Here is a 13,026-nt window from a genome sequence, read left to right as displayed (position 1 = left end):
AGGGGCCGGCATGTGCATGGCGCGGCGGGTTCAGCCCGCGCAGGGTTCGAACACCTGGTCCGGCGGAAATACCTGGACGATGTCCATGACGTAGGCCGGCTGCGGCGGCTTGCCCGCTTCCACCACGCCCCACAGGCCGTTCTGCATGGCCTGGTGGTCGCAGGCGCGCATGCTCTTCTTGCCTTCCACGGAGTTGTCGCGCGTGCTGGCCGCGAACGCCTCGACCCACTTTTCCTTGTCCCAGGTACCGGTCTGGTCGACCACGTCCAGCCACCAGCTCATGCCGTCGTAGGCTTCGCCCGCGGCGGCCGAGGGGAACTCGTTGTATTTCTTGCGGAAGGCCTCGACGAAGGCCTTGTTGGCGTCGTTCTCGACAGTGAAGTGATATCTCACGCCCGAGTGCACGCCGACCGCGGTGGGGCCGACGCCGGCCGCCATGGTCTCGTCGGCGATGACGGGGCCGAAGATCTTGCGCGTCTTGCCCAGTTCGATCTGGCCGGCCTGCTTGACCATGGTGACGGCGTCCGAGCCCGTCATGAACAGCGCCACGCCGTCGGCGTTGGAGCGCGCGATCTTGTCGGCGATGGACGAGTAGTCGCGGTTGCCCAGCGGCGGGAAGTCGGCGCCCACGATCTCGATGCCGGCTTTCTCGGCCTCGCGCCGGTACCAGTCCCAGCTGTCGCGCGTGGCCTGGTAGTCGGCGGTCACGCCATAGACCCGCTTGAGCTTCTGTTCCTTGGAGTAGGCCAGCGCCATGCGCTGCTCCATGCCCAGCGTGTTGGAGGTGCGGAAGGTATAGCGCGAGCCGCCCGGCACCGTGATCTTGTCGTCGGCCGACATGGTGACCAGATGGGGAATCTTGCGCTGTTTGGCGATGTTCATGATGGCCAGCGTGCTGGCCGAGCTGACCGCGCCGAAGATCATCTGCGATCCATCGGAGATCAGGCGGGTGGTTTTCTGCACCGCGGGCTGCGGCTTGGTTTCGTCGTCCTCCCAGGTGACCTGGATGGGCTTGCCCAGCACCTTGCCGCCGCGCTGCTCGATGGCGATGGTGACGCCTTTGCGCATGTCTTCGCCAAAGATGCCGTAGGTGCCCGACAGCGATACCACGCCGCCGATCTTGAACGTGTCGGGATCGGCGGCATGCGCACCCGTCGTGAATAGGGCGCACAGCGCCAGCGCGCCGCAGGCGGCGGGACTCCATGTCTTCATTTTTTGTCTCCACGTATTTTTCATTATGGCTCGTAATGTTTTACGTAGCTCAATTGAAATACTACGATTGACATTGTGATGTGAAAAATTGGGGTATACCCGAGGCGAAGGCGCAAAGAAAAGCCGCCCCAGGGCCGTAGGGCGCTGGGGCGGCCTTGGAGAAAGGCGTCAGTCCCGGAACAGCGTCTGCACGCTTTCGCGCACCAGCGCCAACATTTCGATAGCCAGGCCGGAGGGCTCGGAATCCCGCAGCCGGACGAGGGCTACAGGGGGAAGCGGGATGCGGGGGCTCACATCCAGCAGGCTCAGATTCAGGCGCCGGGCCAGGTATGCGGCCGAGTCCGAGCGCAGCACACCGACGAAGCCGGGCTGTTCAGCCACCACCGCGCCGATGAACGGCGGGCTAGATTCCACTGTTGCCGGGGGCACGGGCAGCCCTTGCTTGAGCAGGGCGGTGCGCAACGCATTGCGCACCAGGGAGTCTTTCGAAGGCATGACCCATGAGTACTGCAACAGGTCTTCGATGGGGACCGGCTTGCCTGCCTGGATCGTGTCGGGGTGCGCGACAAAACGCAGTTCATCCGGATAGAGCACTTCGACATGTAGCAAGGCCGCTTCCTCATCCGTCAGATTCCTTTCCGGCAGGCTGCCGATGACGAAATCAAGTTCCGCAGCCATCAGCATGTCGAACAGCCTGGCGGCGATGCCGTCGATGATTTCCAGGTGTGCCTGCTGGTGCCGCGCCGCGATCAGGGCCACGGGCCGGGACAGCAGCGACATGCCGGTGTAGGACGGTGCGCCGGCCCGCAGGGTACGGATCGGGTTGCGGCGCAGTTCCGTCAGCTCCGATTCCAGTCGCGCCAACTTGTTGACGATCAGTCTGGCGTCATGCGTCAGCGATTGCCCGAATGCGGTCAAGGCCACGCCGTCACGCCGCCGCTCGAAGACGGCCGCGCCCAGCGTTTCTTCCATCTCCCGAGCCATCTTGCTGATGGCCGGCTGGGACAGGGCCATCTGGTCGGCCAACTGGCGAAACGACAGCCCTTCCGATACGCCCTTGATCAGTTCGAACTGTTTCAGGCGCAGGCGGCTCAGGAGTTTGGAACTGCCTTGGGGCTGTGGATAGGCGCTCATGACTTATCCAAAAGTTATCACTAGGTGATTTTATTTCAGTTATCAGTTAATCGAGGCGTCTTTATCCTAGGGTCAGCGCTTAAAGCAAAAACAGCGACAGCACCGGAGGAGATCATGAAACTGAAGAATCTGTTGGCGCCTGTGGCGGCAATGTGGATGCTGGGCGGTTTGTGCGGTGCCGCCCAGGCCGAGGCGGCCTGGCCGGCCAAGCCGGTCACCATCATTGTTCCGTTCCCGCCCGGCGGGGCCACGGATGTGATGGCCCGGCTGTTCGCCCCGCGCATCGAGGCCGCCATCGGCCGGCCCGTGGTGGTGGAAAACAAGGCTGGCGCGGGCGGCACCATAGGCACGTATCAAGTCGCCCGGGCCCGCAACGACGGATACACCCTGTTGTGGGGGACGGTCGCCACGCATGGCATCGGTCCGAACATCTACAAAAATCTCGCTTACGACGCGATGGCCGATTTTGCTCCCGTCGTGCACGTGGTCGACCAGCCCTATGTGCTGGTAGCCCACCCATCCAAGAAAATCACTACGCTTGCGGATCTGCTCGGGCAGGCTCGGGAAAGGCCGGGCCAGATTTCCGTGGCCACGGCCGGGGTGGGCACTGCGGCGCACATGCTTTTCGAGAAGCTTCAGTCCGACACGGGTACATCGATGCTGGGAGTTCCTTACAAGGGCGCGGGGCCGGCCATGGCGGATCTGCTCGGTGGCCAGGTCGATCTGGCTTTCGACGTGATCCTGACCACGGCGCCTTACATCGCCGCAGGGAAACTCGTGCCGCTTGCGGTGACCAGCGGCAAACGATCGCAGACCTTGCCGAACGTTCCAACCATGGTCGAAGCCGGAGCAAAGGGTTTCGTGGCATCCGGCTGGAATGGCCTGTTTGCGCCTCGAGGCACGCCCCAGGCGGTGGTCGAAAAGATCAACGCCGCGGTGAATGAGGCGCTGCAAAGCCCGGAAATCAGTCGGCGTCTGCTGTCCGAGGGATCCATCCCGGTGGGCGGGACGGCCGCGGATTTTTCCCGCTTTATCAAGGCCGAGATCCAGATCTGGGGCGACGTCGCCAGGCAAGCCAATGTTTCGATGGATTGAGGAAAGACGATGAATGCCGAGCAAGCGAGAAACCCGGATGCCGATCGGTCCGCTCAAGGTCCCGGCTCGGGGCCGTTGGCGGGCGTGCGGGTGCTGGACATTTCCACGGTGGTGGCCGGCCCGTTCTCTTCCACGCTGATGGCGGACCTGGGTGCGGAAGTCCTGAAGATCGAGTTGCCGGGTGACGGCGACCACATACGCCAGCTGCCGCCGCACAAGAACGGCGTGGCGCTCTGGTCGAAAGTCGCGAACCGCAACAAACGCGGCATCACGCTGGATCTGCGCCAGCCCGAGGGTTTGAAAATTCTTGAGCGCCTGTTGCCCCGATATGACGTGCTGGTGGAGAACTTCCGGCCCGGCACGCTGGATCGCTGGGGCCTGGACATGGCGCGCTTGCGCGGCTTGCGGCCCGACCTGATCGTGCTGCGTGTCACCGGTTTCGGCCAGACCGGGCCTTACCGGTCGCGGCCGGGCTTTGCCCGGATCTTCGAGGCCATGTCGGGATTCGTGAACCTGTGCGGTGAAAAGGACGGCCCGCCGCTTTATCCCGGCTTCCCAGTGTCCGATGCGTTGACCGGCGTGTTCGGCGCCTATGCCATCACCGCGGCGCTTCTGCACCGGCAAAAGCACGGCGAAGGGCAGGAAATCGACCTGTCCGCCACGGAGGCCATGCTGCGCGTGCTGGATTTCATGCCCATCGAATATGACCAGCTCGGCGTTGCGCGCTCGCGCCAGGGCAATCTCAATGCCTATTCGGCGCCCAGCAGCGTGTACAAGACCCGCGACGACAAATGGGTGGTGCTGGCCGTCAGCGCGCCCACCGTGTTCCGGCGGCTGGCCATCGCCATCGAGCGCGCAGATCTGCTGGATGATCCATTGTTCAGTACCAACACGGCGCGCATTCAGAACCGCGACCAGATAGAGGCCATCATGGAAAACTGGTTCGGCGCGCATGCGCTGAGCGAGGCGTCCGATATCCTGATGCGGCACGAGGTCAGTTTCAGTCCCATCTACGACATTGCAGACATCGTGGCGGACCCGCATTTCATCGAACGCGAAGTCCTGGTGCGAGTCGAGGACGAGGAGCTCGGCGCCGTCAGCATGCAGAACGTGGTGCCGCGGTTTTCAGCCACGCCGGGCCGGATCTGGCGGGCGGGGCCTGGCGTCGGCCAGCACAACGACGAAATCTATGGCCAGGAGCTGGGCATCTCGCAGGCGCAGCAGGCGGACCTGCGTGAGCGCAACATCATCTAGGACCGGGCCGGGCAAGCCCGTTCGCACGGACTGGGCCGCGCGCAGGAGAGAACGACATGAGCATCCCATCGCTGCCGCCGCGCTTCAGCGGCGCCTTCACGCTTTCGAATGCGCTGCACGGCGATTATCTTCAGGCGGTGGGGGGCGGGCATCCCGTGCATGGTTCGCGGGACCTGGCCTTGCGATCCGGCTTCGCGGATGTGCCGCTGGCCGGCATCCATGTATTGGGCGCGGCCATGGCGGCATTCACGCGCCAGTTTGCGCGCAACCCCATGCTGTTGCTGAAGGTGGAAACGAAATTCCTGCGTCCGGCATACCCTGGCGATGCGCTGGGGCTGGAGCTCGAACTGCTTGAAAGCGCAGCGGTTGCCGGCACGCCCTTTACGGGCGGCCGGTACCTGGGTCACTGCGTCGATGCGGACCAGCAAAAGGTGCTGATGCTCGATTTCAAGATACGCGTGGCGTTGGCTGCAGACTGTTAAGCCCGGCGAGCGCCGGTCTGCTTGAGCGCCGACTGCACCATGCCTTCGACCAGCGGAATGATCTTGTCCGCCAGGTCGGGGCGATAAGCGTAGGGATGGGTTTCGTCCATGTAGGTGGACTGGCACATTTCCAGCTGGATGGCGTGGACGTTGTCCGCGGGCTTGCCGTAGTGGCGCGTGATGTAGCCGCCCTTGAAGCGGCCGTTCACCGCCCAGGTGTAGGCGGTGTTTTCGCGCAGCCGCTCTTCGACCGTGGCCAGGATGTCGGGCGCGCAGGCCGCGCCGTCGGCGGTGCCGATGTTCAGGTCGGGCAGCTTGCCTTCGAACAGGCGCGGCAGCACGCTGGCGATCGAGTGCGCTTCCCATAGCAGCACGGTGCCGTGTTCGGCCTTGATGCGGTCGATTTCCTCGCACAGCTTGGCGTGGTAGGGCTTCCAGTAGGCCTGCAGCCGGTGTTCGCGCTCGGCCTCGGTCAGGACGGCCTCGTTGCGGTAGAGGGCGTCGCCGCGGAAGGTCTGGGCCGGGCACAGGCCGGTCTTGGTCTGGCCGGGATACAGGCTTTCATCGTTGGGCGGGCGGTTCAGGTCCACCACGTAGCGCGAATAGCGCGCGCCGATGACGGACGCGCCCAGCGCCTCGGCGAACTGGTACAGCGTGTCCAGGTGCCAGTCGGTGTCGCCCGACTGCAGGCCCAGCGGCGTCATCTGCGCGCGTTGCGCGTCGGGAATCATGCTGCCCAGGTGGGGAATGGAGATCAGCAGCGGCGCCGTGCCGCGGCTGAATTGGTAGATGTCGCTCAAGTAAAACTCCGGGGTAAATGGCGGGGCGCAGGCAAGGGCATGGTTGGCAGCGTCCCTGGGTATCCGGTATTGCACCCGGCGGGGCAATGCCGGCAATCATAGTGGATCGGGCGCATGCCTATGGCCCTGGCGGCGCGGCACCGCAGGTCCAGGGCGCGCCGCCGCCCCATCTGTCGGCGATGGCGTCGATCAGGACGCGCACCTTGGGCGCCAGGTGGCGGCGGTGCGGATAGACTGCGCACACCGGGGCGCCGGCGGGCGCCACGGATTCCAGCACCGGCGCCAACCGTCCGGCGCGCAGGTCCTCGCCGACCAGGAAGGCGCCCAGCTGGACGATGCCTTCGCCCGCCAGCGCGGCGTCGCGCAGCGCTTCCGTGTTGCCCAGCCGCAGGCGTCCGGCGACATGCACGCTGCGTTCCTGGCCGTTGACGGCAAAGCGCCAGGGCGCCAGCGCGCCGGCATGGGTGTAGGCCAGCGTCTGGTGACCGGCCAGGTCATCCAGGCTGGCTGGCGCGCCATGGCGGTCCAGGTAGCCGGGCGCGGCGCAGGTGATCAAGCGGTGTGGCGCCAGCACCCGGCGCACCAGCCGGCTGTCGGTTTCGCCGCCGATGCGGATGGCGACGTCCACGCCGTCGCGCACCAGGTCGATGTAGTCGTCGGAAAAACTGACGTCCGCCTCGACCTCGGGCCAGTCCTGCAGGTAGCCGCGCAGCAGCGGCATGATGTGCAGCCGTCCCAGCGATACCGGCAGGTCGATGCGCAGGCGGCCGCGCGGCGCCTGCTTGCGGCTGGCCATGGCATCGGTGGCGTTGTCCACCTCGGACAGGATGCGCTGCGCGTGTTCATAGAAGAGGCGGCCCTCGTCGCTGAGGCTGACGCTGCGAGTGCTGCGGTGGAGCAGCCGCGCGCCCAAGCCCAGTTCCAGGCGCGCGATGCACTTGCCGATGGCCGAACGCGACAGGCCCAGTTTTTCGGCCGCGGCGGTAAAGCTCTGCGTGTCGGCCACTCGCACGAACGCGAGCAGGTCGCCGATGTGATCCAGGCGGGCGGCCGGGTAGGGTGAATTGCGCACGATTCGTCCCTTGTGTTTATTTATTTGAATACTTTATCAGCGAAATGGAAACAGTAGACTGCCTAGGGGTCGGCCCGGCAAGGGCCTTGCCTGGAACCTCTGATCATGACCCGCGGCATTTCCCCCGAAGACCCCGCCATCACCGGCGTTTCGTTGACCGAACCCCTGGCAGGGCGCGCTGGCTGGCGCGCGTGGCTGGGCGTGATCGCCGTGGGCCTGGCGACCTTCTGCGTGGTGACGAGCGAAATGCTGCCGGTGGGGCTGTTCGTGCCCATCACCGCGGCGCTGGACGTCTCGGTGGGTACGGGCGGCTTCATGCTGTTCGTGCCCGCCATCCTGGCGGCGCTGTGCGCGCCGCTGGTCGTTCTTGGCGCAAAGGGGGCGGACCGCCGGGCGATCCTGTGCGGCCTGTTGGCGTTGCTGGTCGGCGCCAACGCGGCCAGCGCCTGGGCGCCCAGCATGCCGTGGTTCCTGGCGGCGCGGGTGCTGGTGGGCTTCTGCATCGGCGGCATCTGGGCGATCGCGGGCGGATTGGCGGGCAGGCTGGTCGGCCCCGGCGCCGTGGGACTGGCCACCTCCATCATCTTCGGCGGCGTCGCCGTGGCGTCCGTGCTGGGCGTGCCGCTGGGCGCTTTCATCGGCGAGCTGGCCGGCTGGCGCGCGGCCTTTGGCGCCATGGCGGCGCTAAGCGCCGGCGTGCTGCTCATGGCCCTGCTGAGCCTGCCGCCGCTGCCTGCGGCACGCTCGCTGCGGCCGCGCCAGTTGGCGTCGCAACTGGCCAATCCTGGCTTGCGGCGGGGCCTCTGGATCACGCTGTTCCTGGTGGCCGGCCATTTCATGGCCTATACCTTTGTCCGTCCGCTGCTGCAGATCCATGCGGCGTTCGGCGAGAACTGGATCGGGCCGCTGCTCTTTGCCTATGGTGCCGCCGGTGTGGCGGGCAACTTCCTGGGTGGGACTGCGGCCGTGAGGCGTCCGGCCGCCACCTTGCTGCTGATCGCGGTCAGCCTGCTGCTGGTCCTGCTGCTGCTGGGCATGCTGGGGCAGCTCCGCCCGGCCGCGGCGGTCTTGCTGTTGCTGTGGGGCCTGGCCTATGGCGCGGTGTCGGTGTCGCTGCAAACCTGGATGATGAAGGCCGCGCCGGACGCCGTGGAGGCCGCCACCTCGCTGTTCGTCGCGGTGTTCAACCTGGGCATCGCGGCCGGTTCGCTGCTGGGCGTGCCCAGCGTGGACGCGCTGGGGCTGCGGGCCAATCTGTGGCTGGCCGCGGCCTGCATGCTGTGGCCGGCGCTGATGCTGGCGCGGGCCGGGTGGGGCGAGTGGCGCGTCGGCTACGCGCGGAAGGCGCGCAACAGGGTGTCCACGCCGTAGCGGCAGGTCGCCAGATGATCCTCGTCCGGGCCTTCGGCGCGGCCACCGGTCAGCCGCGCGTGCGAGGCGATGCCGTTGATCAGGTTGCCCAGGGTGCGCGCCGCCAAGCGCGGATCGTCGATGCGCAATTCGCCGCGCTCGCATGCCCGTTTCAGGCATTGTTCCAGGGGCGCGTACAGCTGCATTTCCACCGCCAGCCGCAAGGATTCGGCCAGATGCGGCAGGCGATGCGATTCCGAGACGATCAGGCGGTAGAGCGCGGCCGATTTGGGCAGCAGGGCATAGCTCAGCAGACGTCGCGACAGCTCGTGCAGGGCGGGGCCGACAGGCTGGTCCTGCATGGCGTCCGCGAATACGGCGGCGCGCATGCCATGCAGTTCATGCTCCAGCACCGCGACCAGCAGGCCCTCCTTGTTGCCGAACAGTTGGTAGGCGGTGGCCGCCGAGCCGCCAGCCTGCCGCACGATGCGCTGGATGGACGTTTGCGCGTAGCCGTGCTCCAGCAATGACTGCGTGGCGGCTTCGAGCAGGCGCTCGCGGCGCGCCTCGCCCCGGCTGGTCAGCGCGCGCGGCGCCGTATCGTCTGGAATCGTGTTCACGTCATTCCCCTGGCCGCGTATCGGTCGCGGACGCTCTAGCGCCGGGCGGGGAGCCTGGCCGAAATTGTGTAATGTATAGTACATTACACGCTTGCAACATCATCCAAGCAGCTGTGACCCGCCGCAACGGCGCCGCCCGCAGCGCACATCGCCATGATCGACGACCTGATTCAACTGGGAAAACTGGTCAGCCTGGGGCTGGCCTTGATGCTGCCCCTGGCCAACCCCCTGACCTCCATGACACTGCTGTTGTCCCTGGGCCAGCAGATTCCCTACAAAGAGCGCGAACGCCAGGTCAGGCAGGCGGCTTTCTACGTGGTCGGGATCATGGTGGTGACCTACTACGCCGGCGCCTGGATCATGCATACCTTCGGCATTTCGATCCCGGGGCTGCGCATCGCGGGCGGCCTGATCGTGGCCAGCATCGGTTTCAGCATGGTGTTCCCGTCCACGCCGTCGACCGCGTCCGAGGCCGACGTGGCCGACGCCCAGGCCAACCGGCAGACCCCCAACATCGCCTTCGTGCCGCTGGCGATGCCCGGCACGGCGGGGCCGGGCACCATCGCCATGATCATCAGCGGCGCGGCGACTCTCGATGCATCGGTGACGCAGACCTACCCGGCCTGGGTGCTGGCGCTGACGCCCATTCTCGTGTTCTCGCTGCTGGGCCTGCTGTTCTGGATCTGCCTGCGTTCGGCCGGGCGCATCGTGGCCGTGATCGGCCAGGGCGGGGTGGAGGCCATCTCCCGCATCATGGGCTTCCTGTTGGTGTGCATGGCCGTGCAGTTCGTGATCAACGGCGTCCTGGAAATCGTGCAACAGCATGGCGGCATGTAATCGAGCCCGGCGCGGCTGCCTGGCAATCGCCGGGCGCATCCTCTTCAGCCTTGTTCTCATCCTTTCCGCGCTGTGGGGCGGCCTGGCGCTGGACTACCGCATGCCGGGCGGGGCGGTGGTGCAAGGCGCTGCGGCGCTGGCCTGGGCCGGGCTGTGCCTGTACGCGGCCGTCGCGCTGTGGCGCGGACGCACCCGGCGCGCCGCCTGGACCTGGCTGATCGGCATGGCCGCGCTGTGCCTGTGGTGGCAGACGCTGGCGCCGTCCAACGACCGGATCTGGGCGGACGACGTGGCGCGCACGCTGCGCGGCAGCATTTCCGGGTCCATCGTCACGCTGGACAGCGTGCGCAATTTCGACTGGCAGTCCGATACGGACACACGCTACACCGCGCGTTGGGAAAGCCAGCAATACAACCTGAACGACTTGGCCTCGGTGGACATGGTCCTGTCGTACTGGGGCAGCCCGGCCATCGCCCACACGCTGGTTTCCTTCGGCTTCACTGACGGCCGCCACGTCGTGTTCTCGGTCGAGATCCGCAAGGAACGCGGCGAACAGTTCTCGGAGATCGGCGGCTTCTTCAAGCAGTTCGAACTGAGCGTGATCGCCGCGCAGGAGCGCGACATCCTCTACGTGCGCGCCGGGCCGCGCGCCGAACGCGTGTACCGGTATCCCGTCGACATGCCCGTGCCCGCCATGCGCGAACTGTTTTTGTCCTATGTGCGCACCGCGAATGAGCTGGCCGACGCGCCGCGCTTCTATCACACGGTGACGGCCAACTGCACGACGCTGGTCTACCGCATGGTACGGGCGATCGTGCCGGGCCTGCCCATGGATTACCGCATCCTCCTGTCCGGCTATCTGCCGGAATATCTCTATGAGCAGGGCGGGCTGGACACTGGCAAGCCTTTGGCCGTGCTGCGCGAACAGGGTTACCTCGGCAAGCCTGGCTTGCCCGGCCCGGATCCGGTCGAGTTTTCGCGGGCCATCCGCCAACCGGTATCGGCGGGGGCCGCGCAATGAATGGAATCTGGACGGCCGGCGCGAAGGGTTGCGCGATCCTGGGGCTGCTGGTGTGCGCCGGCTGCGCGGGCGTCAAGGTGTCTTCCGTCAGCACCCAGGACTACATCGCCCAGCGCCGCGGCGACGTGCTCACCACCGGCCAGTTGAGCGCATCCGCGCGCGAGTCCATGGCCGTGCTGGGCCTGAACGCGCAGGACTGCCGCAAGGACCGCGACGCCTGCACCCATGCGCTGGCCACCATGGAAGGGCTGGACAGCGAACGGCGCCTCGCCACGCTGTCCGAAGTCTGGCTGATGGAGGCGCTGGCCACGGAAAAGCAGCGCCCCGCCAGCCAGGCCGACCAGGACGAACTGCTGGACGCCTACCTGCAGACGGCGCGGGCCGCCTACGCCTACCTGTTCTTCACGCCGCGCTCGCCCAGCGACCGCGCCTTCGAAGACCGCCAGACCCAGGTGCGCGACTACTACAACTACGCGGTGCAGCAGGCCGTCACGCGCCTGTTCGAGCAGCATCGCGGCCGCCCGCCGGCGCCCGGGACCAGCATGGCGGCGGGGCCGTGGCAGGTGCTGGGCGAGATGTCCGACGTCAAGCTGCCCGGCGGCAAGCAATTTCCGCACGAACTGGTGCCCGCGGCGAACTTGACGTTCCGGGGGCTGCGCAGCATGTACCGGCGCGACGGCTTCGGCGCCGAGCTGGTGGCGGTCACGGCGCGCCGCGTGAATGATGCCGACACCTTCAAGACGCCATATAGCGAAACCCCATTTCCCGCCGTGACCGTCATCATTGCCTTTCCTGGCGATACGCTGGAGCAGGTCATGGCCGCGCGGAAGGCGACCCTGGCGGCCTACGATCCCTACAAGCGGGATACGGTGGAGCTGGCCGGCACGAAGGTGCCGCTGGCTGCCAACTTCACGTCCGGCTACGGTTTGTGGCTGGCGCGCTCGGGCTTCGCGACCCAGGCGCTGCGCAACGTGCTGGGCAAGGAAGAGGGCATCGACGCGCCGCACGTCTACCTGTTGCAGCCCTATGACCCGGACCGGCGCACCGTCATCATGCTGCACGGCCTGGCCAGCAGCCCCGAGGCCTGGATCAACGTCGCCAACGAGGTGCTGGGCGACGAAACCCTGCGCCAGCATTACCAGATCTGGCAGGTCTATTACCCGACCAACGCGCCGCTGGCGCTGAACAACCGTGCCATCCGCGACGCGCTGCGCCAGACGATCGAGCATTTCGATCCCATGGGCGCGGCGCAGGCTTCGCGCGACACCGTCATCATCGGGCACAGCATGGGCGGCGTGCTGAGCCGGCTGCTGGTGTCCTCGTCCGGCACCGTGCTGTGGGACGCGCTGCGCGACCACGCCCAGCTGGACGAGACCCGCCTCGCCCAGGCACGCGCCGAGTTCGACCCGGTGCTGAGCTTTGAGGCGTTTCCCGGCATCTCGCGCGCGGTGTTCATCGCGGCGCCGCACCGCGGCACGCCTTTTGCCGAGAACACTTTGTCGCGTTGGCTGTCCAACCTGATCACGCTGCCTGTGACGGTAGTCAGGCAGTTCGCCAAGCTCAACCGGCTGGCTGACGCCGATGGGCCGCCCCGGCCCGAATCCTCGATCCGGGTGCCCAACGGCGTGGATAACCTGAGCGAAAAGGACCGATTTGTGAGACTGACCGCGTCCATGCCGATTTCGCCGGCGGTGCGTTACCACAGCATCATTGCGAACAACACACCCGGCGTCCCGCTGGCGGATTCGGACGACGGCCTGGTGCCGTACCGCAGCGCGCATCTGGACGGGGCCGAATCCGAGAAGATCATTCCGTTCTCGCACAGCGTGCAAGAGACGCCGCAGGCGATCCTGGAACTCAGGCGCATTCTGCGGCTGCAGCTGGAACAGGGGGCGCGCTGATGCACTGGCTATTGTTCGGCCTTCTGGGCGTTGCCGCCTGTACCTTGATCGCGGCGCTGGTGCGCCAGCCGGGTGTATGGCTCTATGACTGGATCGCGACGCGCGCGGCCAGGCGGCAGGCCGCTCTCCGCAAAGCCCAAGCCCTGATAGCCGAGACGGCCGCGCGCGATGCCGTGAAGGCCAAGCGCAGCCGCCCCGTCACGCAAGCCGGATAGCCCTGGCCGCCGGGCCGAAACGGCAGGCCAGGG

13 protein-coding genes are annotated in these 13,026 nt (G+C 66.6%); 8 read left to right on the top strand and 5 right to left on the bottom strand.

Annotated features, from left to right (window positions below; all coding sequences use genetic code 11):
- Positions 1-30: 30 nt before the first annotated feature.
- Together FOC84_RS32915 and FOC84_RS32910 are read right to left on the bottom strand one after the other, a co-directional pair.
- Positions 31-1,212: an ABC transporter substrate-binding protein gene (locus tag FOC84_RS32915; RefSeq protein ID WP_173149755.1), complete on the bottom strand. Its 1,182-nt coding sequence runs from the start codon at positions 1,210-1,212 to the stop codon at positions 31-33.
- A gap of 168 nt (positions 1,213-1,380) precedes the next feature.
- Entirely contained in the window at positions 1,381-2,346 is a 966-nt protein-coding gene (locus FOC84_RS32910; protein ID WP_173149753.1) for a LysR family transcriptional regulator, read from the bottom strand.
- Between the two features lie 114 nt (positions 2,347-2,460).
- Between FOC84_RS32910 and FOC84_RS32905 the strand changes: the two genes are divergently transcribed.
- The 3 genes from FOC84_RS32905 to FOC84_RS32895 are packed head-to-tail and all read left to right on the top strand — an operon-like array spanning position 2,461 to position 5,177.
- Positions 2,461-3,441 (top strand): tripartite tricarboxylate transporter substrate binding protein, encoded by a 981-nt coding sequence (locus tag FOC84_RS32905; protein WP_173149751.1) that lies wholly within the window; start codon positions 2,461-2,463, stop codon positions 3,439-3,441.
- Positions 3,442-3,450: 9 nt separating this feature from the next.
- Positions 3,451-4,695 carry a CaiB/BaiF CoA transferase family protein gene (locus FOC84_RS32900; protein WP_173149749.1) on the top strand — a complete coding sequence of 415 codons (1,245 nt, stop codon included), beginning with the start codon at positions 3,451-3,453 and terminating at the stop codon, positions 4,693-4,695.
- A gap of 56 nt (positions 4,696-4,751) precedes the next feature.
- Positions 4,752-5,177, top strand: coding sequence for a MaoC family dehydratase (locus FOC84_RS32895; protein ID WP_173149747.1), 426 nt, complete (start codon positions 4,752-4,754; stop codon positions 5,175-5,177).
- Here FOC84_RS32895 and hutG read toward each other — a convergent pair.
- The gene (gene hutG / locus FOC84_RS32890; protein WP_173149745.1) at positions 5,174-5,977 is read right to left on the bottom strand and encodes an N-formylglutamate deformylase; all 804 of its coding nucleotides are present in this window, start codon (positions 5,975-5,977) and stop codon (positions 5,174-5,176) included. The two genes, FOC84_RS32895 and hutG, sit on opposite strands and share 4 nt — an antisense overlap.
- Before the next feature lie 118 nt (positions 5,978-6,095).
- Positions 6,096-7,049 carry a LysR family transcriptional regulator gene (locus FOC84_RS32885; protein WP_254241855.1) on the bottom strand — a complete coding sequence of 318 codons (954 nt, stop codon included), beginning with the start codon at positions 7,047-7,049 and terminating at the stop codon, positions 6,096-6,098.
- Between the two features lie 105 nt (positions 7,050-7,154).
- On the opposite strand from FOC84_RS32885, the gene FOC84_RS32880 reads away from it, so the two are divergent.
- Positions 7,155-8,420, top strand: coding sequence for an MFS transporter (locus FOC84_RS32880; RefSeq protein WP_254241854.1), 1,266 nt, complete (start codon positions 7,155-7,157; stop codon positions 8,418-8,420).
- Here the strand turns inward: FOC84_RS32880 and FOC84_RS32875 are convergent.
- Positions 8,381-9,019 (bottom strand): TetR/AcrR family transcriptional regulator, encoded by a 639-nt coding sequence (locus tag FOC84_RS32875; protein ID WP_173149743.1) that lies wholly within the window; start codon positions 9,017-9,019, stop codon positions 8,381-8,383. The genes FOC84_RS32880 and FOC84_RS32875 overlap by 40 nt on opposite strands.
- Positions 9,020-9,172: 153 nt before the next feature.
- Between FOC84_RS32875 and FOC84_RS32870 the strand changes: the two genes are divergently transcribed.
- The 4 genes from FOC84_RS32870 to FOC84_RS32855 are packed head-to-tail and all read left to right on the top strand — an operon-like array spanning position 9,173 to position 12,993.
- Positions 9,173-9,856 carry a MarC family NAAT transporter gene (locus tag FOC84_RS32870; protein WP_302053185.1) on the top strand — a complete coding sequence of 228 codons (684 nt, stop codon included), beginning with the start codon at positions 9,173-9,175 and terminating at the stop codon, positions 9,854-9,856.
- Complete coding sequence (locus FOC84_RS32865) at positions 9,843-10,877, top strand: Lnb N-terminal periplasmic domain-containing protein (protein ID WP_173149741.1); 1,035 nt, start codon at positions 9,843-9,845, stop codon at positions 10,875-10,877. The genes FOC84_RS32870 and FOC84_RS32865 overlap by 14 nt, the downstream gene beginning before the upstream one ends.
- Positions 10,874-12,778, top strand: a complete 1,905-nt coding sequence (locus FOC84_RS32860; protein ID WP_173149739.1) for an esterase/lipase family protein — start codon at positions 10,874-10,876, stop codon at positions 12,776-12,778. The genes FOC84_RS32865 and FOC84_RS32860 overlap by 4 nt, the downstream gene beginning before the upstream one ends.
- Complete coding sequence (locus FOC84_RS32855) at positions 12,778-12,993, top strand: hypothetical protein (protein ID WP_173149737.1); 216 nt, start codon at positions 12,778-12,780, stop codon at positions 12,991-12,993. Before FOC84_RS32860 ends, FOC84_RS32855 begins: the two co-directional genes overlap by 1 nt.
- The last annotated feature ends 33 nt before the right edge of the window (positions 12,994-13,026 follow it).

The sequence above is a fragment of the Achromobacter pestifer genome (genome assembly GCF_013267355.1).
Taxonomy (GTDB): Bacteria; Pseudomonadota; Gammaproteobacteria; order Burkholderiales; family Burkholderiaceae_B; genus Achromobacter; species Achromobacter pestifer_A.
This window is presented reverse-complemented; position numbering and strand designations above follow the sequence as displayed.